Source organism: Dryocola mayonis (assembly GCF_051307045.1).
Taxonomy (GTDB): Bacteria; Pseudomonadota; Gammaproteobacteria; order Enterobacterales; family Enterobacteriaceae; genus Dryocola.
Genome location: NZ_CP150452.1, coordinates 2,588,113 through 2,612,980, shown reverse-complemented (window position 1 = coordinate 2,612,980; position 24,868 = coordinate 2,588,113). Strand labels below are relative to the sequence as shown.

22 protein-coding genes, 3 tRNA genes and 3 pseudogenes are annotated in these 24,868 nt (G+C 53.9%); 20 read left to right on the top strand and 8 right to left on the bottom strand.

Annotated features, from left to right (window positions below):
• Window positions 1–6 precede the first annotated feature (6 nt).
• A pseudogene (fliD, locus tag WLO32_RS12660) lies at window positions 7–1,432 on the bottom strand (flagellar filament capping protein FliD).
• Between the two features lie 265 nt (window positions 1,433–1,697).
• Here fliD and WLO32_RS12655 point away from each other — a divergent pair.
• The 8 genes and pseudogenes from WLO32_RS12655 to sdiA all read left to right on the top strand — a co-directional run bounded on the left by WLO32_RS12655 (window position 1,698) and on the right by sdiA (window position 8,838).
• Window positions 1,698–2,979 (top strand): annotated as a pseudogene (locus tag WLO32_RS12655) (FliC/FljB family flagellin).
• A gap of 162 nt (window positions 2,980–3,141) precedes the next feature.
• Window positions 3,142–3,861 (top strand): RNA polymerase sigma factor FliA, encoded by a 720-nt coding sequence (locus tag WLO32_RS12650; RefSeq protein WP_121269087.1) that lies wholly within the window; start codon window positions 3,142–3,144, stop codon window positions 3,859–3,861.
• A gap of 38 nt (window positions 3,862–3,899) precedes the next feature.
• The gene (gene fliZ / locus WLO32_RS12645) at window positions 3,900–4,433 is read left to right on the top strand and encodes a flagella biosynthesis regulatory protein FliZ (RefSeq protein ID WP_435945451.1); all 534 of its coding nucleotides are present in this window, start codon (window positions 3,900–3,902) and stop codon (window positions 4,431–4,433) included.
• A 100-nt stretch (window positions 4,434–4,533) separates the two neighbouring features.
• A pseudogene (tcyJ, locus tag WLO32_RS12640) lies at window positions 4,534–5,335 on the top strand (cystine ABC transporter substrate-binding protein).
• Between the two features lie 127 nt (window positions 5,336–5,462).
• On the top strand, window positions 5,463–6,449 hold the full coding sequence (gene dcyD / locus WLO32_RS12635) for a D-cysteine desulfhydrase (RefSeq protein WP_435945450.1): 987 nt from the start codon (window positions 5,463–5,465) through the stop codon (window positions 6,447–6,449).
• A gap of 40 nt (window positions 6,450–6,489) precedes the next feature.
• Window positions 6,490–7,158 (top strand): cystine ABC transporter permease, encoded by a 669-nt coding sequence (tcyL, locus tag WLO32_RS12630; protein WP_435945449.1) that lies wholly within the window; start codon window positions 6,490–6,492, stop codon window positions 7,156–7,158.
• Window positions 7,155–7,907 carry an L-cystine ABC transporter ATP-binding protein TcyN gene (gene tcyN, locus WLO32_RS12625; RefSeq protein WP_435945448.1) on the top strand — a complete coding sequence of 251 codons (753 nt, stop codon included), beginning with the start codon at window positions 7,155–7,157 and terminating at the stop codon, window positions 7,905–7,907. The genes tcyL and tcyN overlap by 4 nt, the downstream gene beginning before the upstream one ends.
• Window positions 7,908–8,115: 208 nt before the next feature.
• Complete coding sequence (sdiA, locus tag WLO32_RS12620) at window positions 8,116–8,838, top strand: transcriptional regulator SdiA (RefSeq protein ID WP_435945447.1); 723 nt, start codon at window positions 8,116–8,118, stop codon at window positions 8,836–8,838.
• A 74-nt stretch (window positions 8,839–8,912) separates the two neighbouring features.
• Here sdiA and WLO32_RS12615 read toward each other — a convergent pair whose 3' ends face one another.
• Window positions 8,913–9,137 (bottom strand): DUF2594 family protein, encoded by a 225-nt coding sequence (locus WLO32_RS12615; RefSeq protein WP_121269080.1) that lies wholly within the window; start codon window positions 9,135–9,137, stop codon window positions 8,913–8,915.
• Between the two features lie 488 nt (window positions 9,138–9,625).
• On the opposite strand from WLO32_RS12615, the gene uvrY reads away from it, so the two are divergent.
• The 7 genes from uvrY to WLO32_RS12580 all read left to right on the top strand — a co-directional run bounded on the left by uvrY (window position 9,626) and on the right by WLO32_RS12580 (window position 13,904).
• Window positions 9,626–10,285, top strand: coding sequence for a UvrY/SirA/GacA family response regulator transcription factor (uvrY, locus tag WLO32_RS12610; RefSeq protein WP_435945446.1), 660 nt, complete (start codon window positions 9,626–9,628; stop codon window positions 10,283–10,285).
• A complete protein-coding gene (gene uvrC / locus WLO32_RS12605; protein WP_435945445.1) occupies window positions 10,278–12,110 on the top strand; it encodes an excinuclease ABC subunit UvrC in 1,833 nt (610 codons plus the stop codon). The genes uvrY and uvrC overlap by 8 nt, the downstream gene beginning before the upstream one ends.
• Window positions 12,111–12,167: 57 nt before the next feature.
• A complete protein-coding gene (pgsA, locus tag WLO32_RS12600; protein ID WP_121269077.1) occupies window positions 12,168–12,716 on the top strand; it encodes a CDP-diacylglycerol--glycerol-3-phosphate 3-phosphatidyltransferase in 549 nt (182 codons plus the stop codon).
• Window positions 12,717–12,872: 156 nt separating this feature from the next.
• Window positions 12,873–12,948, top strand: a tRNA-Gly gene (locus WLO32_RS12595).
• A gap of 50 nt (window positions 12,949–12,998) precedes the next feature.
• Window positions 12,999–13,072: transfer RNA gene (locus WLO32_RS12590), tRNA-Cys, on the top strand.
• Between the two features lie 12 nt (window positions 13,073–13,084).
• Window positions 13,085–13,170: transfer RNA gene (locus WLO32_RS12585), tRNA-Leu, on the top strand.
• Window positions 13,171–13,328: 158 nt separating this feature from the next.
• Window positions 13,329–13,904, top strand: coding sequence for a UPF0149 family protein (locus WLO32_RS12580; RefSeq protein ID WP_435945444.1), 576 nt, complete (start codon window positions 13,329–13,331; stop codon window positions 13,902–13,904).
• 61 nt (window positions 13,905–13,965) lie between these two features.
• On the opposite strand, the gene ftnA is transcribed toward WLO32_RS12580, so the two are convergent.
• Window positions 13,966–14,463 carry a non-heme ferritin gene (gene ftnA, locus WLO32_RS12575; protein WP_435945443.1) on the bottom strand — a complete coding sequence of 166 codons (498 nt, stop codon included), beginning with the start codon at window positions 14,461–14,463 and terminating at the stop codon, window positions 13,966–13,968.
• A 150-nt stretch (window positions 14,464–14,613) separates the two neighbouring features.
• The gene (gene yecR / locus WLO32_RS12570; protein WP_435945442.1) at window positions 14,614–14,958 is read right to left on the bottom strand and encodes a YecR family lipoprotein; all 345 of its coding nucleotides are present in this window, start codon (window positions 14,956–14,958) and stop codon (window positions 14,614–14,616) included.
• A gap of 371 nt (window positions 14,959–15,329) precedes the next feature.
• Between yecR and WLO32_RS12565 the strand changes: the two genes are divergently transcribed.
• The gene (locus WLO32_RS12565; RefSeq protein WP_435945441.1) at window positions 15,330–15,968 is read left to right on the top strand and encodes an RpiB/LacA/LacB family sugar-phosphate isomerase; all 639 of its coding nucleotides are present in this window, start codon (window positions 15,330–15,332) and stop codon (window positions 15,966–15,968) included.
• 59 nt (window positions 15,969–16,027) lie between these two features.
• Here the strand turns inward: WLO32_RS12565 and WLO32_RS12560 are convergent, their stop codons facing one another.
• The gene (locus tag WLO32_RS12560; protein WP_435945440.1) at window positions 16,028–17,446 is read right to left on the bottom strand and encodes an MFS transporter; all 1,419 of its coding nucleotides are present in this window, start codon (window positions 17,444–17,446) and stop codon (window positions 16,028–16,030) included.
• Between the two features lie 214 nt (window positions 17,447–17,660).
• Here WLO32_RS12560 and azuC point away from each other — a divergent pair, with 214 nt between their 5' ends.
• Together azuC and WLO32_RS12550 are read left to right on the top strand one after the other, a co-directional pair.
• Window positions 17,661–17,744 (top strand): stress response protein AzuC, encoded by an 84-nt coding sequence (gene azuC, locus WLO32_RS12555; protein WP_014229869.1) that lies wholly within the window; start codon window positions 17,661–17,663, stop codon window positions 17,742–17,744.
• Between the two features lie 155 nt (window positions 17,745–17,899).
• Window positions 17,900–18,151 (top strand): DUF2766 family protein, encoded by a 252-nt coding sequence (locus tag WLO32_RS12550; RefSeq protein WP_121269138.1) that lies wholly within the window; start codon window positions 17,900–17,902, stop codon window positions 18,149–18,151.
• 45 nt (window positions 18,152–18,196) lie between these two features.
• Here the strand turns inward: WLO32_RS12550 and WLO32_RS12545 are convergent, their stop codons facing one another.
• From WLO32_RS12545 to WLO32_RS12535, 3 genes are all read right to left on the bottom strand, one after another.
• Entirely contained in the window at window positions 18,197–19,540 is a 1,344-nt protein-coding gene (locus WLO32_RS12545) for an anaerobic C4-dicarboxylate transporter (RefSeq protein WP_435945439.1), read from the bottom strand.
• Between the two features lie 233 nt (window positions 19,541–19,773).
• Complete coding sequence (locus WLO32_RS12540; protein ID WP_435945438.1) at window positions 19,774–20,277, bottom strand: non-heme ferritin-like protein; 504 nt, start codon at window positions 20,275–20,277, stop codon at window positions 19,774–19,776.
• Window positions 20,278–20,669: 392 nt separating this feature from the next.
• Window positions 20,670–21,515: a helix-turn-helix domain-containing protein gene (locus WLO32_RS12535; RefSeq protein WP_435945437.1), complete on the bottom strand. Its 846-nt coding sequence runs from the start codon at window positions 21,513–21,515 to the stop codon at window positions 20,670–20,672.
• 227 nt (window positions 21,516–21,742) lie between these two features.
• Here WLO32_RS12535 and WLO32_RS12530 point away from each other — a divergent pair, with 227 nt between their 5' ends.
• Together WLO32_RS12530 and WLO32_RS12525 are read left to right on the top strand one after the other, a co-directional pair.
• Window positions 21,743–23,587, top strand: coding sequence for a DUF2264 domain-containing protein (locus WLO32_RS12530; protein ID WP_435945436.1), 1,845 nt, complete (start codon window positions 21,743–21,745; stop codon window positions 23,585–23,587).
• Window positions 23,584–24,864, top strand: coding sequence for an oligosaccharide MFS transporter (locus WLO32_RS12525; protein WP_435945435.1), 1,281 nt, complete (start codon window positions 23,584–23,586; stop codon window positions 24,862–24,864). Before WLO32_RS12530 ends, WLO32_RS12525 begins: the two co-directional genes overlap by 4 nt.
• Window positions 24,865–24,868 lie beyond the last annotated feature (4 nt).

Here is a 24,868-nt window from a genome sequence, read left to right as displayed (position 1 = left end):
AATTAATTATTTGCTGCTGCTGGTGCTGGTAGACTCAAACTGCTGGGTCAGATAGCTGCTGGTGGAGTTCAGCGAACTCATCAGTACGTCCAGTTGCGTAAACTGCGCCTTATAACGCGCCATTAATGTGTCGATACGGTCGCTGGCCGCATTGTATTGCTGGGTCAGGTTATTGAGCGTCTTGCTCACGCCGTCTTTCGCCGCCTGGATAATGCCGGTGGTGGATAGCCAGCTGGTCAGATTCTTGCCAATCACGGTGGTAATACCGCTGGCCTTACCGTCGCCGACAATCATGTCTTTGACGCCGGAAGCATCTTTTTTCAGCGCTGTTTCCAGCTTGTCGGTATCCAGCTCTAACTTCCCGGTGCTCGGATCTGAAGTAATACCAATCTGTGACAGCGTCTTAAACGTCGCGCTGCCCGACGTGTTGCTGAGCAGGCCTTTTAACTGCGTCTGGATGGTGCGCAGCGTGGTGTCGCCAAGCAGCGCGCCGTTGCTGGTGTCTTGCGTATCTGCTCCAGCGTCAACCGCCGTATATTTAGTCAGGCTGCTGAAGGTGTCCTGCAGAGAGTTATAGGCATCGACCCAGGCTTTGATAGCGCTTTCGGCCTTCGAGGTATCTTTGGTAATGGTCAGCGTCTGGTTGCCGGTAGTGACATCGCTTAGCTTGAGGGTGATATCTTCCAGCGCATCGCTGATGGTGTTGCTGCTGTTTTCGATATCGACGTTATTAACTTTGAGTTTGGCGTTCTGCGCGGTAACGCTTTCTTCCATGCCGTTGCCGGCGTCGGTGCTGGTGCCGTTGTAGCCCATAAAGGGCCTGCAGGGCGCTGTCGCTGTCCTCGCTAAAACTCAGGGACATGGCGTTGTCACTGCCGGTATCGTCAGCGGTCACGGACAGGCGGTACTGACCGTTGCCGACGTTGATAATGCTGGCGCTGACGCCGGCTTTGGCATTGTTGATGGCGTCGCGAATGCCGCTCAGCGAGGAGTTGGCCGCGCTGATATCAATGGTTACCGGGTCTTTGCCGCCGCCCTGCTGGATAGTCAGCACGCTGTCGCTGGTAGCGATAGCCGTTTTGCTGTCGGCCTGGCTATTTTTGGTGGTCAGCGTCTGCGCCTGCGCCAGCTGCGACACGCTAATGGTATATTTTCCAGCGATCGCGCTGCCGCTGGTGGTGGCGCTAAACGCCGTGCTGCTGCTTGACGTCGAAGTGGCGGTAAATAAGTCGGCTTTATTCAGGGCGGTATTGGCGGTCTGGAAGGTTTCCAGCGCGCTTTTCAACGTACCGTAAGCGCTCAGTTTGGCGGTATAGGAGGACTGCTGAGTCGAAATCGGCGTTAATGTGGATTTTTCTGCCGCTTCAAGGCTGTCCAGAATGCTGCTCAGATCCAGGCCCGAACCTACTCCCAGCGTTGAAATACTTGCCATATATATTCCTTAATTTATCGACGCATAAAATGAATACCGGGATTATCGGCCTGAATAACGCAAAGTTTACGTTTAATTTGTTTTTTTTAATGGCGGGAATAGCGGGGTGGGGTAAGAGTATTTCCGCCGCTAAAAAATATTCGGCAAGCTGAAAAAAATTCTAAAGGTTGTGGGTGACCAGACGATAACAGGTTTAACGGCGACGAAGCCGAAGGGTGGAAGCCCAATCACGTAACCCGTAGATTTGAACACAGGAAAATACATCATGGCACAAGTCATTAATACCAACAGCCTCTCGCTGATCACTCAGAACAATATCAACAAGAACCAGTCTGCTCTGTCTAGTTCCATCGAGCGTCTGTCTTCTGGCTTGCGTATCAACAGCGCCAAAGATGACGCTGCGGGTCAAGCGATTGCTAACCGTTTCACCTCTAACATCAAAGGGCCTGACCCAGGCTGCACGTAACGCCAACGACGGTATTTCTCTGGCGCAGACCACCGAAGGCGCGCTGTCTGAAATCAACAACAACCTGCAGCGTGTTCGTGAGCTGACCGTTCAGGCGTCTACCGGCACCAACTCCGATTCCGACCTGTCTTCCATCCAGGACGAAATTAAATCCCGTCTGGAAGAAATTGACCGCGTATCCGGTCAGACCCAGTTCAACGGCGTGAACGTGCTGGCTAAAGATGGCAAAATGGCCATCCAGGTTGGTGCAAATGATGGCCAGACCATCACCATCGATCTGAAACAAATTGATTCCACTACGCTTAATCTGAAAGATTTTAGCGTTGCCAATACTGCTGCAACGACCCTGGCTACTACTGCAACTACCTCTATTGGTGGTACACCTGCTGTTACCGCCCCAGTTACGCTTACTGATGGATCTGCTACTCCAGCGACAGCAGACGGTCTCTTCACTGATGGTACAAATTATGCAGTGAAAGTAGGCGCGAATTATTATACGGCTACATATAATGCTACTACTGGTGTGGCAGATTTTGATTCAAGTGATACAGGTTCTCAAGTCGCTGCTGGTGACATCGCTGATTTTGACACTGCGGTGGCAACCTATGTACAAACTCCTGCTGCTGGCGGAACAACCTTAACCGGCGAAACTGGTGATGGCGTCTTCGAAGCTCAGGATGCTGCAGGTAAAGGTACCGGCGTTTATTATGTGAAAGACGGCGCTGATTACTACAAAGCTGAGATCGCTGATGATGGCGCTGTAACCAAAGGCGATAAGGCCGATCTGTCTGCGAAAACCAAAACCGCTGACCCGCTGAAAGCACTGGACGACGCTATCGCTCAGGTAGATAAATTCCGTTCTTCCCTGGGTGCCGTGCAGAACCGTCTGGATTCCGCTATCACCAACCTGAACAACACCACGACTAACCTGTCTGAAGCGCAGTCCCGTATTCAGGACGCCGACTATGCGACCGAAGTGTCCAACATGTCTAAAGCGCAGATCATCCAGCAGGCCGGTAACTCCGTGTTGGCGAAAGCGAACCAGGTTCCACAGCAGGTTCTGTCTCTGCTGCAGGGCTAATCGCCTTTTGCCTGACCAACCCCGCTCCGGCGGGGTTTTTTCTTATTATTGTTACCCATAACCCCCAAATAACCCCCCATTTAGTCCACTATTCTGACGATTAAAACCCCTGCAGAAACGGATAATCATGCCGATAACTCAACTAACGCAGGGCTGTTTATCGTGAATTCACTGTATACCGCTGAAGGTGTGATGGATAAACACTCGCTGTGGCAGCGTTATGTTCCGCTGGTGCGTCACGAAGCGTTGCGCCTGCAGGTTCGTCTGCCGGCGAGTGTGGAGCTTGACGATCTGCTACAGGCGGGTGGCATCGGATTATTAAATGCAGTCGATCGCTATGATGCCCTGCAAGGAACGGCATTTACTACCTACGCGGTGCAGCGCATTCGTGGGGCGATGCTTGATGAACTGCGCAGCCGTGACTGGGTGCCGCGCAGCGTCAGGCGTAACGCCCGCGGCGTCGCGCAAGCGATTGGTCAACTGGAGCAAGAGCTGGGACGCAACGCCACCGAAACCGAGGTGGCCGCGAGGCTTGATATCCCGCTCGACGAATACCGCCAGATGTTGCTCGACACAAATAACAGCCAGCTCTTCTCTTATGACGAGTGGCGTGAAGAGCATGGCGACAGTATCGAACTGGTCACCGAGGAGCATCAGCAGGCGAATCCTCTACAGCACCTGCTGGAGAGTAATTTGCGCAGCCGTGTGATGGAAGCGATTGAAGCGCTGCCGGAACGCGAGCAGCTGGTGTTGACGCTGTACTACCAGGAAGAGCTGAATCTCAAGGAGATCGGCGCCGTTCTGGAAGTGGGGGAATCCCGGGTGAGCCAGTTGCACAGCCAGGCGATAAAACGCTTACGCACCAAGCTGGGTAAGTTGTAGGGAGTGCCGCACGATTATCTCACCACCTGGAAATTATCATGACGGTGCAGCAACCAAAAAGACGGCCACTAAGCCGCTACCTTAAAGATTTTAAACACACACAGACCCACTGCGCGCATTGCGGTAAGCAATTGGATCGCATTACGCTTACCTGCCGCGGTGAAATCGTGAATAAAACAACTATCGCGCAGCTTGATACGCTTATTGACGACGCCACCTGGCAGGTGGAAAAACAGGAGTGGATGGCGCTGTGTCGTTTTTGCGGCGACCTGCATTGCAAAGAGCAGGGCAACTACTTCGACATCATCGGCTTTAAGCAGTATTTATTCGAGCAGACCGAAATGAGCCACGGCACCATTCGTGAGTATGTCGTGCGCCTGCGTCGTCTGGGGAACCATCTTTCCGAGCAGGACATTCCTGCGCCTTCTTCTTTACAGTGCCTTCTTGATGACTCGCTGGATAACTGGCTTCCGCGCACCAGCACCAATAACTACCGCATCGCGCTGCGCAAATACTGGCAGTTTCAGGCACAGCTCACAGATACGTCTTCCGCCTGGCAGGAAGCCATATAACTTCCGATATATTAATATGGAATAAGTTGTAGCGGACTGGTTTTGACGGTGCAAGCTAACTCGCTACACTACAACAAAATTATTAATAGCTGGGGTAACTATGAAATTAGCATTGGTGGGACGTCAGGCGCTGATGGGCGTACTGGCGGTAGCGCTGGTCGCCGGCGCGAGCGTAAAAACGTTCGCGGCGGAAAATTTACTCAATAAAGTCAAAGAGCGCGGCACGCTGCTGGTAGGGCTGGAAGGGACCTATCCTCCGTTCAGCTTCCAGGGCGACGACGGTAAGCTAACGGGTTTTGAAGTTGAGTTTGCCGAGCAGCTCGCTCAGCACCTTGGCGTTAAAGCGGCGCTGAAACCGACCAAATGGGACGGCATGCTGGCCTCGCTGGACTCCAAACGTATTGACGTGGTGATTAACCAGGTCACCATCTCCGACGAACGTAAGAAAAAATACGATTTCTCTACGCCGTATACCGTTTCCGGTATTCAGGCGCTGGTGAAAAAAGGTAACGAAGGCAGCATCACCGGGCCGGACTCCCTGAAAGGGAAAAAGGTTGGCGTAGGCCTTGGCACCAACTACGAACAGTGGCTGCGCGAAAATGTGCAGGGCGTGGATATTCGTACCTATGACGATGACCCAACGAAATATCAGGATCTGCGCGTTGGGCCGCATCGACGCTATCCTGGTCGACCGCCTCGCCGCTCTCGATCTGGTGAAGAAAACCAAAGATACCCTGGCCGTCGCGGGCGAGCCGTTCTCCCGTCAGGAAGCGGGCGTGGCGATTCGTAAAGGCAACGACGATCTGGTTGAGGCGGTGAATAAAGCCATTGCCGATATGCAAAAAGATGGCTCGCTGGCAAAACTTTCCGAAAAATGGTTTGGCGCTGACGTGACCAAATAATCCCTTTGCTACGCCTGAAAGGTGCTGATAACAGCACCTTTTTTTATTTGTATTTGCCGGGAATTATCCGTGCTGGTACATAATGAAGGGATGGGGAATTTTCGTTCCGGTTTTAATGGAGTCGCTCATGTCACTGCACAACCTGACACGTTTTCCGCGTCTGGAATTTATCGGCGGTCCTACGCCGCTTGAGTACCTGCCGCGTTTTTCTGATTACCTGGGTCGCGAAATTTACATCAAGCGTGACGACACCACGCCGCTGGCGATGGGCGGCAATAAGCTGCGCAAACTGGAGTTTCTGGCAGCCGACGCGCTGCGCGAAGGCGCCGACACGCTGGTGACCGCAGGCGCCATTCAGTCGAACCATGTTCGTCAGACGGCGGCGGTTGCGGCAAAGCTTGGCCTTAAATGCGTGGCCCTGCTGGAAAATCCAATCGCCACCCGTGCGGACAACTACCTTAGCAACGGCAATCGCCTGCTGCTGGATCTCTTCGATGCTGAAATCGAAATGTGCGATGCGCTGCACGCGCCCGACCAGCAGCTTGAGGATGTCGCCACGCGCCTGGAAGCGCAGGGATTCCGTCCTTATGTCATCCCGGTTGGGGGTTCGAACGCGCTTGGCGCGCTGGGCTATGTGGAAAGCGCGCTGGAAATAGCCCAGCAGTGCACCGGAGCGGTGAGCGTTTCATCCGTTGTTGTGGCCTCCGGCAGCGCCGGCACGCACGCGGGGCTGGCCGTCGGGCTTGAACAGGTGATGCCGGATGTCGATCTTATCGGCGTGACGGTTTCCCGCACCGTCGCCCAACAGCTGCCGAAAGTGGAAGCTTTGCAAAAGGCCGTGGCGCACTCTCTGGATTTAACCGCATCCGCGCCCATTCATCTCTGGGATGATTATTTTGCGCCCGGTTACGGCACGCCTAACGAAGAAGGGCTGGAGGCTATCAAGCTGCTGGCGCGGCTGGAAGGGATCCTGCTCGATCCGGTTTATACCGGCAAAGCGATGGCCGGCCTGATTGACGGCGTGGCGCAAAAACGTTTTAAAGACGAAGGACCGATAATTTTTGTGCATACCGGTGGGGCGCCCGCGCTGTTCGCTTACCATCCGCATGTGTGATTGTGATTCATAATAAAAAAAGACAGGGTGTAATTTAAGTATGCAAGAAAGCCTTCAACTGGTGCTGGATTCGGCGCCGTATTTGCTCAAGGGCGCCGTGTTCACGCTGCAGCTTAGCCTCGGCGGGATGTTCTTCGGCTTACTCCTCGGATTTTTACTGGCGCTGATGCGCCTGTCGCCGTTTTGGCCTTTTTCGCTGCTGTCGCGTTTTTACGTGTCTGTCTTCCGCGGCACGCCGCTTATCGCGCAGCTGTTTATGATCTATTACGGCCTGCCGCAGTTTGGTATCGAACTCGATCCGATCCCGGCGGCGATGATCGGGCTGTCGCTCAATACCGCGGCCTATGCCTCTGAAACGCTGCGGGCGGCCATCTCCTCGATCGAGAAAGGGCAGTGGGAGGCTGCGGCCAGCATCGGCATGACGCCGTGGCAAACCTTGCGCCGCGCTATTCTGCCGCAGGCGGCGCGCGTTGCGTTGCCCCCGCTTAGCAACAGTTTTATCAGCCTGGTAAAAGATACGTCGCTTGCGGCGACTATTCAGGTACCGGAGCTGTTCCGTCAGGCGCAGCTGATTACCTCGCGCACGCTTGAGGTCTTTACCATGTATCTTGCCGCGTCGTTGATTTACTGGGTAATGGCAACGGTGCTTTCCGCCCTGCAAAACTACTTTGAAAACCAGCTGAACCGCCAGGACAGGGAGCCAAAATGAGTGCCATCGAAGTAAAAAAACTGGTGAAAAAATTCCACGGCCAGACGGTGCTGCACGGTATCGATCTGGAAGTGAAGCCCGGTGAGGTGGTCGCCATCATCGGGCCAAGCGGCTCGGGTAAAACCACGCTGCTGCGCTGCATTAATCTGCTCGAACAGCCCGAGTCCGGAACCATTCAGGTTGGCAATATCACTATCGATGCCGCAGTTTCCCTGAGCAAGCAGAAAAACCGCGTGCGCGAGCTGCGCCAGCACGTCGGCTTTGTCTTCCAGAGCTTTAATCTGTTCCCGCATCGTACGGTGCTGGAAAACATTATTGAAGGACCGGTCATCGTAAAAGGCGAGCCAAAAGAAGAGGCGGCGAAGCGGGCGCGTGAGCTGCTGGCAAAGGTCGGCCTGACCGGCAAAGAGACCAGCTATCCGCGGCGCCTTTCCGGCGGGCAGCAGCAGCGTGTGGCCATCGCGCGCGCGCTGGCGATGCGCCCGGAGGTTATTCTGTTCGATGAACCCACCTCGGCGCTGGATCCTGAGCTGGTGGGCGAAGTGCTAAGCAGCATCCGTCAGCTGGCCCAGGAAAAACGCACCATGGTTATCGTGACCCATGAAATGAGCTTTGCCCGTGACGTGGCGGACAGGGCGATCTTTATGGATCAGGGAAGCATCGTCGAACAGGGACCGGCCCGCGAGCTGTTTGCTAATCCTCAGCATCCGCGCACCAGGCAGTTCCTGGAGAAGTTTCTGACCCGGTAGCCCGTCAAGGCGGGTGGGCTTGGCTCATCCGCCTGACCACTCTTTTTAGCACCTGCATAACCCACGCGCGCCCGGCATGTTTATTTGAAATTTTGGTTAAAGAAACAGGCTGGTCGGTCGATAACCCATACAAATGTGTTTATCCTATATGTTCGCGTGACATATCCAGAATTTGAATGATTTAAGTTTCAGGAGAGACGCCAGACTAATGCCGGATTGCGACTTTTTAAGCTGGCGACGGGAAGTGCTTAATATTTTTCAGTCTATTACCCAGGCCAAAGAAATAACCACAGTGCTTCACCAACAAACCCAGTCGTTAGAATTTGATTATTTTGCGCTCTGCGTTCGCCACCCTGTACCCTTTACCCGCCCTAAAACATCGGTGATTTCGACTTATCCATCGGCCTGGCTTGAGCATTATTACGCTGAGAACTATTTCGCCATCGATCCGGTGCTTAAGCCGGTGAATTTCATGCGCGGCTATCTGCCGTGGAATGACGAACTGTTTGCCGGTACGCCGCAGCTGTGGGATGCCGCGCGGGATCACGGTTTACGCCTTGGGGCGACGCAGTGCGTGATATCACCTTCCCGGGCTGCGGGGCTGCTTTCGGTATCGTGCTCGTCGCTGAAGGGGAAAGTATTGCCTGCTGATGAGCTGAACGCGCGTCTGCAGTATATAGCCGAACTCAGTTTGATGACGCTTGCGCGGCTCGAAGATCCCTCTGTGGATGCGATGACCATGAAACTCAGTAAACGCGAGCTGGAAATTTTACAGTGGACGGGGGAGGGGAAAACGTCGGCGGAGATCGCCATGATTTTATCGATATCCGAAAATACCGTTAATTTTCATCAGAAAAATATGCAGAAGAAGTTTAACGCGCCGAATAAAACACAAATCGCCTGTTACGCGGCGGCCCTTGGAATTATCTGATCGACCGCGGGTTTTTCATGTCAGCTAACAAAACGGCGGATGAATATTAAGTTCATTCCGCCGTCACCCACCTGTTACTTACGGTAAGCCTGTTTAATTTGCTTAACGGTATTGCCGAACACTTCAGCGTGCGCCGTGTCATCCATCTGAGCGATTTGCTTTTCCATTTTAATGATAACTTTACCTGCGTCCGCCTGGCCCATCGCTTTAAGCATCTGGGTTAGCATCGCCTTCAGGCAGGTGACTTCAATAGCCAGTTCGCTATTGTTGTCAGCGGTGGAAAAATCAGGAGTGCTCATTTATTTTCCTCAAGTCTCGGTTAGTACACCGTCATTCGGCGCAACGGTTTTGTAAGGCGGCGGAGTATAGCATAGTGGCTGACCATTTTATTAGTGGTTACGCCAGACTTCGGATTTTACGGCTACCCGCGCTTTCTTTTCTGCCGCCCCGGCTGTAAAGCAATAATAAGCGCACTGGCGGGCTTTAATGCACAAATGTTTATGATTCGTTTATTAAAGGTTAATAAATAGTGCGGCTTAGGCGGGGCCAGGACATTTTATGTCGAAGATTTATTGGCATTTTTTAACCGCCCGCTACTTTTTTGTTCCCCTTAGTAAACAGGCTATTCGCCAGGCGTTCTTTCCACTGAACACTGTAAAATTAAATTTCCGAAAATTGCGAGTAATGCCGATTTATCCATTCTTTGCATTTTAAAGTTCCCGGAAAACCCGTTAATATGAACGCCTGAGTTTTTAGCAGCGTTATCCCTTTTCTGGAGAGTTATCCTTTGATCAACGTTCTTCTTGTTGATGACCACGAACTGGTGCGCGCAGGGATACGACGCATTCTTGAAGATATCAAAGGGATCAAGATATCAGGTGAAGCAAACTGCGGTGAGGACGCCGTAAAGTGGTGTCGCGCTCACCCGGTCGATGTGGTTTTAATGGACATGAATATGCCCGGCATCGGCGGCCTTGAGGCCACGCGTAAAATCGTGCGCTACTCTTCAGACATCAAAGTCATTATGCTGACCATCCATACGGAAAATCCGCTGCCGGCAAAGGTTATGCAGGCGGGTGCTTCTGGTTACCTCAGCAAAGGTGCCGCTCCCCAGGATGTCGTTAACGCTATTCGTTCGGTCAATGCCGGACAGCGGTATATCGCTTCAGATATTGCCCAGCAGATGGCGCAAAGCCTGATAGAACCGGAAAAAACGGAAACGCCGTTCGCCAGTTTGTCTGAGCGCGAATTACAGATTATGCTGATGATAACTAAAGGTCAGAAGGTCAATGAGATCTCTGAGCAGCTTAATCTGAGCCCGAAAACGGTCAACAGCTACCGTTACCGCATGTTTAGTAAACTGAATATCAGTGGCGATGTTGAGCTGACGCACCTGGCAATTCGTCATGGGCTCTTCAACGCGGAGACGTTAATCAGTAGTGAGTGAAACCTTCGATTCCCGGGCCTTCCTTAAAACCGTTACCAGCAAACCTGGCGTCTACCGCATGTACGATGCCAGCAGCACGGTTATTTATGTCGGTAAAGCCAAAGATTTAAAAAAGCGTCTGGCGAGCTACTTCAGAAGCAATCTGTCGAGCCGAAAAACCGAGGCGCTGGTGGCGCTTATTCATCATATAGACGTCACCGTCACCCATACCGAAACCGAAGCGCTGCTGCTTGAACACAACTACATCAAGCTTTATCAGCCGCGCTACAACGTGCTGCTGCGCGATGATAAATCCTACCCGTTTATTTTTCTTAGCGGCGACACCCATCCGCGCCTTGCTCTGCACCGGGGAGCTAAACACGCCAAAGGCGAATACTTTGGCCCGTTCCCGAACGGCTATGCCGTCAGAGAGACCCTTGCGCTGCTGCAAAAAGTTTTCCCTATCCGCCAGTGCGAGAACAACGTTTATCGCAACCGCTCCCGTCCTTGCCTGCAGTACCAGATTGGGCGCTGCCTGGGGCCCTGTGTGGCCGGGCTGGTCAGCGAAGACGATTACGCCCGGCAGGTGGAGTATGTTCGTCTTTTCCTCGCCGGCAAAGACGACCAGGTACTGACGCAGCTTATCGAACGCATGGAGCAGGCGAGCAAAAACCTTGAGTTTGAAGCCGCGGCGCGTATCCGCGATCAGATTCAGGCCGTGCGGCGTATAACGGAGAAGCAGTTCGTTTCCAATAGCGGTGACGATCTGGACGTTATCGGCGTGGCGTTCGACAACGGCATGGCCTGCGTGCACGTGCTGTTTATCCGCCAGGGCAAAGTGCTCGGCAGCCGCAGCTACTTCCCGAAGGTGCCGGGCGGCACCGAGCTTGCGGAAGTGGTGGAAACCTTTGTCGGCCAGTTCTACCTGCAGGGCAGCCAGATGCGAACCCTGCCGGGAGAAATTCTGCTCGACTTCACGCTGCCGGATAAAACGCTGCTGGAAGACTCCCTTTCCGCAATGGCCGGGCGGCGCGTTAACGTGCAAACCAAACCGCGCGGCGATCGCGCGCGCTACCTGAAGCTTGCACGCACCAATGCCGCCACGGCGCTGGTCACGCGTCTTTCCCAGCAATCCACCATCCATCAGCGTCTCGCGGCGCTGGCGCAGGTGCTGAAGCTGCCGGAAATTAAACGCATGGAGTGTTTCGACATCAGCCACACCATGGGCGAACAGACGGTGGCTTCCTGCGTGGTGTTTGACGCCAACGGCCCGGTGCGCGCGGAATACCGCCGCTACAATATTTCCGGCATTACGCCCGGGGATGACTATGCGGCGATGAACCAGGTGCTGCGCCGTCGCTATGGCAAAGCCATTGAAGAAAGCAAAATCCCGGATGTTATTTTAATAGACGGTGGGAAAGGGCAGCTGGGCCAGGCCAGGACGGTGTTTGCCGAACTGGAGGTTCCCTGGGATAAACATCACCCGCTGCTGCTGGGGGTGGCCAAAGGCACGGATCGCAAGGCGGGCCTTGAGACGCTCTATTTTCAACCGGAAGGGGAAGGTTTTTCCCTGCCGCCGGACTCCCCGGCGCTGCATGTTATCCAGCATATCCGCGATGATTCGCACAATCACGCCATTAGCGGACACCGCAAAAAACGCGCCCGGGTGAAAAATACCAGCTCGCTGGAAACCATTGAAGGCATCGGGCCAAAACGTCGCCAGATGTTGTTGAAGTATATGGGCGGATTGCAACCGTTAATGAACGCATCCGTTGAGGAAATCGCAAAAGTGCCGGGTATCTCGCAGCAGTTGGCAGAAAAGATCTTCTACTCGTTGAAACATTGAGGCCGCTGTAGCAACATAGAGACAATTTCCACTTACGACAGACAGTTATCCGGCACTATGCAATTTAATATCCCAACGTTGCTTACTCTGTTTCGTGTCTTCCTTATCCCATTCTTTGTGCTGGCTTTTTATCTGCCGTTCATCTGGGCGCCATTCCTGTGCGCTTTTATCTTCTGGCTGGCAGCCATAACGGACTGGTTTGATGGTTTTCTCGCGCGCCGCTGGAACCAAAGCACCCGCTTCGGGGCCTTCCTCGATCCCGTCGCGGATAAGGTGATGGTGGTCGTGGCGCTGGTTCTGGTGGCCGAACATTATCACGCCTGGTGGGTGACCCTGCCGGCGGCTACCATGATTGCCCGTGAAATTATTATCTCTGCGCTACGTGAGTGGATGGCGGAAATCGGCAAGCGCAGCAGCGTTGCCGTGTCATGGATTGGCAAAACTAAAACCATGGCGCAGATGCTGGCGCTGATTGGCATGCTGTGGCGTCCGAACATGTGGATTGAGTACGCCGGCATCGGCCTGTTCTTTATCGCCGCGGTGTTAACTTTCTGGTCAATGTTCCAGTATCTGGCCGCCGCGCGCGGTGATTTGCTCGAACCGTGATCTAAGCGGCGCAAAATTCAGCAAACGAAACGAGGTGCAGGAAAATTTCATTGACTCACTGCGCCATCTAAGTAGAATGCAACGCATCGAACGGCGGCATGGCTTGTCGGAAGATAATAAAATCAAGTGATTAACCAACCTCACTTGTACAAATTTGCGGGAATAGCTCAGTTGGTAGAGCACGACCTTGCCAAGGTCGGGGTCGCGAGTTCGAGTCTCGTTTCCCGCTCCAGATTCAGGTAGCAGAAATAGCTGTTACGGCCTGCAAAGGCAAAAAGTTTTGGCGCGTTAGCAAAGCGGTTATGTAGCGGATTGCAAATCCGTCTAGTCCGGTTCGACTCCGGAACGCGCCTCCACTTTCTTCCCGAGCCCGGGTGGTGAAATCGGTAGACACAAGGGATTTAAAATCCCTCGGCTTATGGCTGTGCGGGTTCAAGTCCCGCCCCGGGCACCATGGGAAAATAAGAATAAAATCAATGATAAGCAGTGTCGTGTAAACCACCTTCGGGTGGTTTTTTATTGCCTGCGTAATGCCTTTCTCACCCTCTTACCTGCTATTCTCTAATATTCACCGACAGCGCGTGAACCCCATTCACTACAGGAGTCCGGCTTATGCACCAGGGACCATTAACCGAAGAAGAGATTGAATGGCTTGATGACGTGCTGCTAAAGCACGCCACCGAGCGCTCTATTATGGACGTCGCCGAAATGGACGGCATGCTGACGGCGATCCTTTCCGGGCCAAAAGAGCTGGGACCGGAGGCGACCTTTGCCGCGTTCTGGGGCGGCGAAGGGGATCAGCCGCTGTGGGAATCGCAGGACGAGCTGAAAAAGTTCGTTGAGCTTACCTTCAAGCACGTGAACGATATTGCGGAGCGCCTGAGCGGCTACCCGGAACAATACGAGCCGTTGTTCGGCACCAGCACCGTTGAAGAGCAGGAGTTCACCATTGTGGAAGAGTGGTGCTTTGGCTATATGCGCGGCGTTATGCTGTGGGAAGTCGATCCGCTGCCGGAAGAGCTGCGCGCTATGCTTAAGCCGATTGCCCTGCACGGGCTGGAAGAGAAGTTCGATGAGCTTGACAGCCTGTCGCACGAGGTGTTCATCGACAGCATTGAGGATATCAAACCTGCCGCGCTGAGCGTATTTGCATACTGGCACAACAGGCAGCACTCAGAATTACATTAATAGCTAAAACAGGCCGAAGCGCAAAACCGCTTCGGCCTGGCGTAATGCTTAGCGCGTCAAATCAGGCCTGGGTATCCAGCGTGGAAAGTTCTTTATCCACAAAGTAGAGGCCTTCACCGCTTTTACCGACCAGGCTAAGTTTATCCAGCACGGATTTAAACAGCTTCTCTTCTTCATGCTGCTCGGCAACGTACCACTGCAGGAAATTGAAGGTCGGATAATCCTGCGAGGTCATTGCCGCGTGGGCCAGTTCATTAATCTTGCCGGTAATTAACTGCTCGTGTTCATAAGTCGCCTGGAATAAAGCATCCAGCGATGGATATTCGCAAAACGGCGTCGGTACGGCGTTAATGCACGGCATATTTCCGGTGTCGGTCAGGTAGGCGAACAGGCGCTGCATGTGCTCCATCTCTTCCTGAGCGTGGCGACGCAGGAAGGCCGCGGCGCCTTCAAAGCTATGGTAGCTGCACCATGCGCTCATCTGCTGATAAAGCAAAGAGGAATACAGCTCCAGGTTCATTTGCTCGTTAAGTTTTTCGACCATTTCTGCTTTCAGCATCGTGCGCTCCATTAAATTAAAATCCGCTAACGGCGCTACTCTATTTTTTTAATTTCAATAATGCAAATAGATTGTTAATTAATTTGTTGTAATGAGAATGGTTGCTAATATTATTCTTTTTTATCATTAAATATAAATAGCGACAGAATATTACTGCACCACTATTTCATCGCGCAGATATTTTTCCATACCGACTCCGCGGCACTGATACTCAAGTGTGACCTTCTGATTTAAGCACCAGGCGCCGCTGCTCAGGGTGCAGGTTTTTATCGGCTCGCCGTAAGGGAAGGCGGCGATATATCCCCATTGCTGGCATTGATGGCTGGCGGTGGTCTGCGCGATATAAGTATCAACCTTCGCCGTCTGCAAAGGCGCGAGATCGAAGCCAAGACGTACTACGCCCGCGACTTCGCTGCCTTTTACCGGCTCCGGGGTTTTATTGAAGCTGCAGCCGCTCAAGACGAGGACCGCAATAAATAAAGAAGAACGATGCATAACGGAAAGCCTCAGCCGGCACTTTTTTGTATGTTAGCACATCTGCAATTCCGGGCGTTGCCCGCAGCACAAAGCTAAAAAATTTCATTTTAAATGGCGTGAAAATGAGTCTCTAAGGCAAATTTCTCCCGTAACAGCCGGGCGGTTTTACCAGAGGTTTTCAGCACACATCCTGTAGTCCCCGAGCGTTCCACGCCTGCGCGGCGGGTGGGAGAAATGTGAGCGCATCTTTAATTTTTAAAACAATTTTTCATTAAATTTGAAAGTATGTTTGTCTGATAGTATGGTTAGCCGATACGGGCGGTTCACGACGACAATTCATCACGGTCTTTCACAGCGAAATGTCCGTGACCTAATCAGGAGACGAAAGAATGAAAATTGCGCTGATGATGGAAAACAGTCAGGCTGGCAAAAACGCCATCATCCTTAAAGAGCTGCAGGCCGTGGCGGCTGAGAAAGAGTATCCGGTTTATAACGTCGGCATGAGCGATGAGCAGGATCATCATCTGACCTATATTCATCTGGGCATTATGGCGAGCATTCTGCTGAACGCTAAAGCGGTTGATTTCGTGGTCACGGGCTGCGGTACGGGCCAGGGCGCGCTGATGTCCCTGAACATCCATCCGGGCGTGGTGTGCGGCTACTGCATCGATCCTGCGGACGCGTTCCTGTTTGCGCAGATTAACAACGGCAACGCGCTGTCTTTGCCGTTCGCTAAAGGCTTCGGCTGGGGCGCCGAGCTGAATGTGCGTTTCATCTTCGAAAAAGCCTTTACCGGCCGCAAGGGCGAAGGCTATCCGGTTGAGCGCAAAGAGCCGCAGGTGCGTAACGCCGGTATCCTCAACCAGGTTAAGGCGGCGGTGGTGAAAGAGAACTATCTCGACACGCTGCGTGCTATCGATCCCGAACTGGTGAAAACGGCCGTGTCCGGCGAACGCTTCCAGCAGTGCTTCTTTGAAAACTGTCAGAATAAAGAGATCGAAGCCTTCGTGCGCGAAATCCTCGCCTGATTGAAAAAACGGTCGGTAACTACAGCTACCGGCCGTTTATCACCGACGCCTTTCCGACATCACTTCTTATTTGAAACCGCGCTGCCCGCCGTTCGCGGCAGGCGCAGCAGATCGAAAAGCCCCGCCAGGCAAATAAGCGTAATTAATACAAACGAGATTTTAATGCTGATGCCGGCAACGTCGGTCAGATGCAGCCACCCGCTGATTTTTTCTCCCAGCCTGATGCCGATTGCGCCAAGCGTAATGCCCAGCCCCACGGAAAGCTGCGTGGCGGTGCTAAACAGCGTATTAGCGTAGCTCATTTGCTGTGCGGGAATATCCGCAAAGGCGAGGGTGCTGATGCCGGTAAACTGCATCGAACGGAACAGCCCGCCAAGAAACAGGATCACGACGGTCGCCCAGGTCGCGGTGTGCGGCGTAAGAAAAGCGCAGGCAAGCAGGGCGATAACGTTCAGCAGGCCGTTGACGATGAGTAATTTTTTAAAACCAAGCGCGCGGATAAGCGGCGTGGTGCCGGGTTTCATCGTCAGGTTGCCGGCGAATACCGCAAGCACCAGCAGGCCCGAGTGAAACGCATCCATGCCAAATCCCACCTGAAACAGCAGCGGCAGCAAAAAGGGCACGGCGCTAATTGAGGTGCGAAAAAGCGAGCCGCCGTACATTGTGACGCCGAAAGTCTGCACCTTTAAAGCGTCCAGCCGAATCATTGGATGCGGCGCGCGTCTAAAATGCCACAGGGAAAACCACAGCGCAGCCGCTCCCGCCGTCAGCAGGACTGACGTGGCGACCGCGTCAATATTTGCCTCGCCGAGCTTTTCCAGCCCGTACACAAGACAAACCATGGCGACGGCGGTGCTGACAAAACCAATGCCGTCAAACGGACGGCGCTCGTCATCGTGCACGTCCGGTATCAGCCGCCAGGCCAGCGCCATAGCGGCAAGCCCGAGCGGAAGATTGATATAAAAGATCCAGCGCCATGAAGCATAGCTGGTGATAAATCCGCCCAGCGGCGGCCCGATAATCGGGGCGACCAGCGCAGGCCAGGTCAACGTCGCTATGGCGGTGATTAGCTGGTGTTTCGGCGTCGTTCTTAATACCGCCAGGCGACCTACCGGCACCATTAACGCGCCGCCAGCGCCCTGTAAAACACGCATTGCGACAAACTGTTCAAGACTGTTGGCAAGGCCGCACAGTACGGACGCGAGGGTGAAAACACCCAGCGCCAGGGTGAAGACTTTACGCGCGCCAAACCGGTCGGCGATCCAGCCGCTGGCGGGGATCAGCACCGCAAGCGTAAGCAGATAGGCGCTCATGCCGATGTTCAGATCCACCGCCTCCGCGCCGAAGGTTCGCGCCATCTGCGGCAGGGCGGTGGCGATCACCGTCCCGTCGAGAAACTCCATAAAAAACGCGCCGGCGACCAGCAACGCGGTAAGGGAAAGGCCGCGTTTTTGCACAAAAGATACCTTGTCAGACATGTTGTCGCTCGAATTTAAAATAATGTTTTAAAAATTTACCAGGACAGGTAATCAGTTAAATGATGGATTTGCAACGGGTTTTATATAAACGGGCGGAAAAATCCATACGCACATTGTGTGATATGTGTCACAAATCTATTGATTTATGTGATGGAAGTCATATTATAGGTCGCATAACGAGCAACGCCTGCACAAATAAAAACCGGAGTAGAAGATGAAACTGCGCAAAATCCTGAAAAGTATGTTTGAAAACTACTGCAAAACCTTCAAAGACGTACCGCCAGGCGCGATGTTCTAAGAAAGTTTGCTGATGAAAAAAACCTGCCGCGGCAGGTTTTTTTGTGTCCGCAATACTCCCCTTTTGGCGTCTCGCAGGAGGGGAGCGGAAAGGAGTGTTGCCTCGTGATTCACGCCGCATGTACTATGGCGCGCAATATGAAACAGGAGAACAAGATGTCTGAACAACTATCCGCCGACCAGGAGCTGGTTTCCGACGTGGTCGCCTGCCAGCTGGTGATCAAGCAAATTCTGGACGTGATTGACGTTATTGCCCCGGTTGAGGTGCGCGACAAAATGGCCAGCCAGCTAAAAACGATTGATTTCGCCACCCATCCTGCCGCAGCGGACCCGGTGACCCGCCGCGCGATTCAAAAGGCGATTGCGCTGATTGAGCTGAAGTTTACGCCGCAGAAGGATGCGCATTGATTCAGTAACGTTATGGCGGATAAGCGCAGGCGTCGTTATCCGCCATTAAAAGAACGTCATTACCAACAGGTAACTCGCCGCGCAGGCGCAGCTTACGCCGATTAAACCCGGCAGGATAAAGCTGTGGTTGATAATGAACCTGCCGATACGCGTGGTGCCCGAGCGGTCGAACCCGATACAGGCCAGATCGCTTGGGTAGGTCGGCAGCACAAAGTAGCCATAGGATGCGGGGAAGAAAGCGATAAGCATTTTAGGCTCCACGCCCAGCATCAGGCCCATCGGGGCGACCGCCGTCAGGGCCGCGGCCTGGCTGTTAACCAGTTTTGATACCAGGAACAGGACGATGGCATACGTCCACGGGTGGCTTTGCACCACGCCCTGCAAGGCTATTTTCAGCTCGTCGAGGTGCGCCTGGAAAAACGTATCGCTCATCCACGCTACGCCGAAGACGGAGAAAATCGCCACCATCCCGGCTTTAAATACCGCGCCGTTTGAAATGGCCGTCGCGTTTACCTTACACAGGATAAGCATTACCGCGCCGGCGATCAGCATCATCATCTGGATAACCAGATTCATTGACAGCGGCGCCATGGCGCCTTTCACCTCAAAGGCGGGTCGCAGCTGCGGCACCGCGCCCAGCAAGACCACCACCAGAATCCCGGCGAAGAAAATCCACGTTGACCAGTACGCCTGTTTCGGGAAGGTCTGGTTCATCAACGTTTCGCTGCTGCCATAAATATATTCGCGCTGTTTTGGATCGGCAATTTTTGCCTGAAACTCCGGGTCGTCAGCCAGATCTTTACCGCGACGCAGGCTCCAGAGCGCGGCAATCAGCACGCCAAAGAGCGATGCGGGAACGGAGACCGAGAGAATTTCAAGAATCCCCCACGCGCGTCCAATCCCATGGCCCGCGGCCAGAATAGAGACCAGTGAAACCACGGCAACGGACACGGGAGAGGCGGTAATCGCCATCTGCGAAGCGATAGAAGCCACGGCCATCGGGCGTTCGGGACGAATGCCTTTTTTCAGCGCGATATCGCTGATAATCGGGAACATGGTGTAGACCACGTGCCCGGTGCCGCACAGAAACGTGAGCGTCCACGTGGTGAAGGGGGCGAGCAGGGTGATGTGCTGAGGGTGTTTGCGCAGCAGGCGCTCGGCAAACTGCATCATCACGTTCAGGCCGCCCGCCGTTTGCAGCGTGGCGGCGCAGCCGATGACGGCAAGAATGGTAAGCATCACGTCAACCGGCGGCTTGCCCGGCTCGAGGCCAAAGATAAAGGTCAAAATAAACAGACCGATACCGCTGATTAACCCCAGCCCCATCCCGCCAAAGCGGGTACCAACCAGCAGACACAAAATGATGACGATGAATTCAATGGCTATCATGGTAATCCCTTAAAGTTTGCTCATGCCGCAAAGCATTGCAAATTGTAAGGTTACTCATTGAGACCCAGATCTGATTTGTTAAAACTTAATAAAAACAGTTGGATATAACATTTTGTTAACAATGCGCTAAGCGCCCCGGCGTCTGCTATGGTGCAAAAAAGCTTACCGCCGGGTTCAGATAAAGAAAAAACCCGGCGCGGAGCCGGGTAAAGCACTACTCAGAAAGGGATTATTTAGTGCCGCTGATGGTTGACCAGGTTAGTCAGATACTGGTCGGTCTGCGCCATACACAGGCCTGCTTTGTCCGCGTTGCGCACTTCGTCAAGGAGTATATTGAGCAGCGCGCCGTCCTGAAGCTGTTCGTTTTTGACGGACTGTAAAAAGAGCAGCGTCCTGTAATCGTTTATGGCTTTGGCTTCATCGGTAAGCTGCGTAAGGGTTCTGCTGCGCTGCTGGTAATCGGCAAGGGTTTGCTGGAATAAAGCTTCCAGGGAGTCGCAATGACTTTGCGGCGTTTCTATTTCGCCGACGACAGGATTGCCGCCTGACTGTTTGATAAAATTAAATACGCGCATCATTTGCGTAACGTTATTTTGCGCCTGGTGACGTAAAAAGGTCGCGGTGCCGGTTAAGTTATTTTCCGCGCACCAGGCGCTAAGCTGCAGGTAAAGATTGGACGTGTAAAATTCACTGTTTACTTGTTTGTTGAGTTTTTGAACCATTTCCGTAACTGCCATAATAATCTCCATATATGTTCAACTGCACTACCACGGACGTGCGAAATAAACACGTCTTCGTGAATGACGCCACAATAGTTGGCCGGTTCCAATTTGAATAACGTTCAGCGCGTAATTAGCCCCTGAATCATTAAAAAGAATAATCCTTTTGGAGTAGGTAGCAAACGTCTAATTTTGCCGTTTTACTAATTTTTACAACTTATCGCTCAGGAAAATATTTCTTTGAAGAGATTGCGTTAATTTATTCAATGCAAGTTTTTCTAAGTTAATGTGGAGTTATATTCTGCGCATATACAATAAATACTGAAACTGGGAATATTTGTTTTGCATCAATTTTCGCTTTATCGGCCTGGCATGGGTTTATGTGAAAAATTGATCCGCATGGGGCGGCGTTAACGCTGTCGGCTTGCCTTTCTGTACTGCAACGGCGTCTGGCTCATCAATTTTTTAAAGCAGGTAATAAAGTAGGTCACCTCGCTGAAGCCTACCGCGAGGGCAATCTCATCCACGCTGTCCGCCGTGGTGCGCAGCAGATCGCAGCTGCGTTTTATCCTTCTGGTCAGCAGATACTCGTGAATGCTGCCGCCGGTCTGCTGGCGGAACACTCGTGAGGTGTAGCTGCGCGAAAGCCCCATCGCCCGGGCCAGCTCGTCTAAGGAAAACTTCCCGGCATAATGCGCTTCGATCCAGCTCATTATGCGCGAGGCGGCGGTCTGCGGCGTGGGCGCGAAAGGCTGCGGCCGGGCGGGCAGAAAGGCCATGATTTGCATCACCAGGAAAGCGACCTCGCTGGCGGACGTCTGGCTGTTAGCCTCAAGGGCGTCGAACTGCGCCAGGATCGCCTCCATAAACGCCGCCCGCTCGCTTAAATCGTAGATCTGCGCGGGAACGTTACTTGCCGCCAGGGCGGCAAACTGACCCTGCAGGCGAGGAAAGCCCTGCAGCGCGCTTTCCACCGCCGATTGTTCAATATGCATGGTGGTGCGGTGGTACTGATTTTTCTCGCTTTCGTCGACGTGAACTTTATGCAGGCGAAAGGGGGGAAAGATAAACAGGCGCCCGGGGCGCGCGGTGTAATGCTGATTGTCCACCACCACGATGCCGTAGCCTTTCGAGATATAAAGCAGCTCAACGCACTGGTGCCAGTGGTAGTAGGCCGCGCTCGACGACCACCTGCGGTGGAAGGAAATAACCCGATCGTCAAGGATGATTCGTTCAAGCAGCTGCGGTTCGCTCATTTTTCCCCAGGACAATAGATTTAAATTTTTACGCCACGGTTTGCAATTTATTACCGCGGCGCGGCGAAAAATCCAGTAAAAATGAAATACCGGTTTAAAAATGTGAACCCGCTCACTCGGCGCCGGGTTTAAAAGGGGCTACTCTTTGCCTCGTCAGCGCCTGCACTGCTGTAGAAGAGCTAAATAACAATAACTTATCCGTTTCTCGTTATTGACGGGAGGACATCTTGCAACCTGAAAATATTACGCTCACCAATCCCTTGCGCTGCCGAAACGACCTCCGGCAGCTGGTGAATGAATTACTTAATGCGGTAACGCCATTCTTTAAAAAAGACGCCAGCCGCGTGGACCTTGCCAACTTCACGGCGCATTACGGTCAGCGGGTGGCGAATATGGAAACCTTTTCGCGCCTGCTGTGGGGCGTTACGCCTTTACTCGCCGGCGGCAGCGAGCCGGAGCAGTTTTCTTTCTATATACAGGCGATAAAAAACGGCACCTGCCCGCAGCATGCGGATTACTGGGGAGAAGCGGAGCCGTACGATCAGCGCATCGTGGAAATGGCCGCCTACGGCCTGCTGCTGGCGCTGGCCCACGAGAGGGTGCTGGCGCACTTCAACGAGCAGGAAAAAACCAACCTCTGGCGCTGGTTAAAACAGAGCGAAAGCCAGGCTATTCCGGACAACAACTGGCATTTCTTCCCGATTCTGGTGCAGGTCGGTTTCCATAAGGCGGGCATGGAAACCAGCCCGCAGGCGCTGGAAAAACATTTTGCCGCCATGGAGCGCTATTACCTTGGCGACGGCTGGTACTCCGACGGGCCGGGCCGTCCGCGCGATTATTACATCTCGATGGGCTTTCACTTCTACGGCCTGATTTACGCGAAGCTGATGGAAGAGGCCGATCCCAAACGCTGCGCTGAGTTACGAAACCGCGCCCGGCTGTTCGCCGCCGACTTTATTCATTTCTTCGCCGGGGACGGCGCTGCCGTTCCGTTTGGCCGCAGCCTGACCTATCGCTTTGCCCAGGCGGCATTCTGGAGCGCCGCCGCCTTTGCAGGCCTGGAGGTTTATTCCCCGGGCGTCGTTAAAGGCATAGTGCTGCGGCATTTACGCTGGTGGATGAAGCAGCCGCTGTTCGACAGGGACGGGGTATTAAGCGTGGGGTATAGCTATCCGAACCTGATTATGGCCGAAGACTACAACGCGCCGGGCTCCCCGTACTGGGGGCTGAAAACCATGCTGGTGCTGGCGCTTGCCGGGGACGACGCTTTCTGGCAGGCAAAAGAGCTGCCGCTGCCGCAGCCTGAAGCCGAGCACGCTATTCCTCATGCCGATCAGATTCTGGTGCACCAGCCCGATCATTTGTGGATGCTGACTTCCGGCCAGCTTGAGCTGAACAACTTCGTCAATACCGAAGCCAAATACTGCAAGTTCGCCTATTCAACCCGCTATGGCTTTACCGTCGAGCGCGGCCGCTACGGGCTGGCGCACGCCGCGGCGGATTCCATGCTGCTGCTGTCCGAAAAGGATAACTACTGGCGCGGGCGCCGCGACTGCGTTTGTGTGCAAACCGCGGACGGGATGATTTACAGCCGCTGGCAGCCCTGGCACGACGTGACTATCGACACCTGGCTGCTGCCGCTTGGCGAATGGCAGCTGCGCGTGCACCACATCAATTCGGCGCGCGATCTCGACGCGGCGGAGGGCGGCTTCAGCGTGCCGAATCGTCCGCTGCCGCAGGTCGAGGCGGGTCCGGGCCGCTGCCGGCTCGCTACCCCTTCAGATATCAGCGCCATCTTTTGCCTCAGCCCCGCGCTTCGTCGCGGCGAACAGGTCTTAACGCCGCCAAACAGCAACCTTTTGTTTGCCGAGCGGGCGGCCGTTCCGCTGCTGCGCGCAGAGCTGGCGCAGGGAAAAAATCTGCTGATCGGCGCCGTCTGGGCGGGGAATGCGGCCGATTTTAGCGCGCAGCTTTGCCCGCAGGCCATCATTCGCGATGACGTTGTACGCCTTGTGACGGCTCACCATGAAAAATGTCTGACCCTGACCGCCTTGCCGGAGATCTCCGTATGACGACCACAACGCCCGTACGTAACGCGCAGATAAAAATGAGCGCTTTTATCTTCCTCTACTTTTTTACCTGGTCGTCGAGCTTTGGGCTTTACGCGCTGTGGCTGAGTCAAAAGGTGGGCCTTGATAGCATCACCATCGGCAGCGTTTTCGCCGTCAACGGCGTGTTCGCCGTGATCCTAAAGCCGGTTTATGGCTACATCATGGACAAAATCGGCATGAGCAAGCGGCTGCTCTATTTCGTCTGCGCCGTGTCGGCCCTGATGGCGCCGTTCTTCGTCACCGTCTATCAGCCGCTGCTGCTAAGCCACACCACAGTTGGAATAGTCGCAGGCGCGCTTTATCTCAGCCTCGGCTGGTATGCGGGCGTTGCCGCCTCCGAATCTTACGCCGACCGCTTTAGCCGCCTCTACGGGCTGGAGTTTGGCCGCATTCGTATGTGGGGATCGCTCGGCTGGGCGATGGCGGCCTCGGTTTCCGGCCTGCTGTTTAACTTCACGCCGCTGGCTAACTTTCTGGTCAGCAGCGCCACCTCGGTGCTGATGCTACTGGTGCTGGTTAGCCTGAAAATCGGTGAGGATCGGCTGCGCGAAAACAACGTTATCTCCGCCAACAAAATCGTCTTTGCCGACGTGCTGACGCTGCTGAAAAACCGCAAATTCTGGATGTTCAGCCTGTACGTTGCGGGCGTGGCCTGGATGATGTTCGTCGCCGAGCAGCAGTTTCCGCGCTACTTCGTCTCGTTCTTTGAAACCAAAGAGCAGGGCAACGCCTGGTACGGCTACCTGAGCACCGTGCAGTCCGGGACCGAGTTCGTGATGATGATGTTTATCCCGCTGCTGGTTAACCACTACGGCGCAAAGCGCGGGCTGCTGCTGTGCGGCTGCGTGGTGGGGGCTCGTCTGATTGCCTCAGGCCTTACCACCGACCCGGTCATTATTTCGATTATTAAGCCCCTTTACGGCATCGAAATTTCGCTGCTGCTGATCTCCGTCTTTAAATACATCGCCGAGCATTTCCATAAGAAAATCAACGCCACCATGTACCTGCTTGGCTATCAGGCGATGATCTACGTCGGCTCGGTGGTGGTGGCGCCTCCCGCGGGCTACCTGTACGACAAAATAGGCTTCGAGCACACCTACCTGATGATGGGCTGCTGCGCGCTGCTGTTTACCTTTATTTCCGCCTTTACGCTCTCACGCTGCCAGGCGAAACGCGATGAGTCCCGCATTCTTTCCCCGGCTTTAGAAGCCGCCCCGGCTGAGCCGGCCAAACGCTAATTCA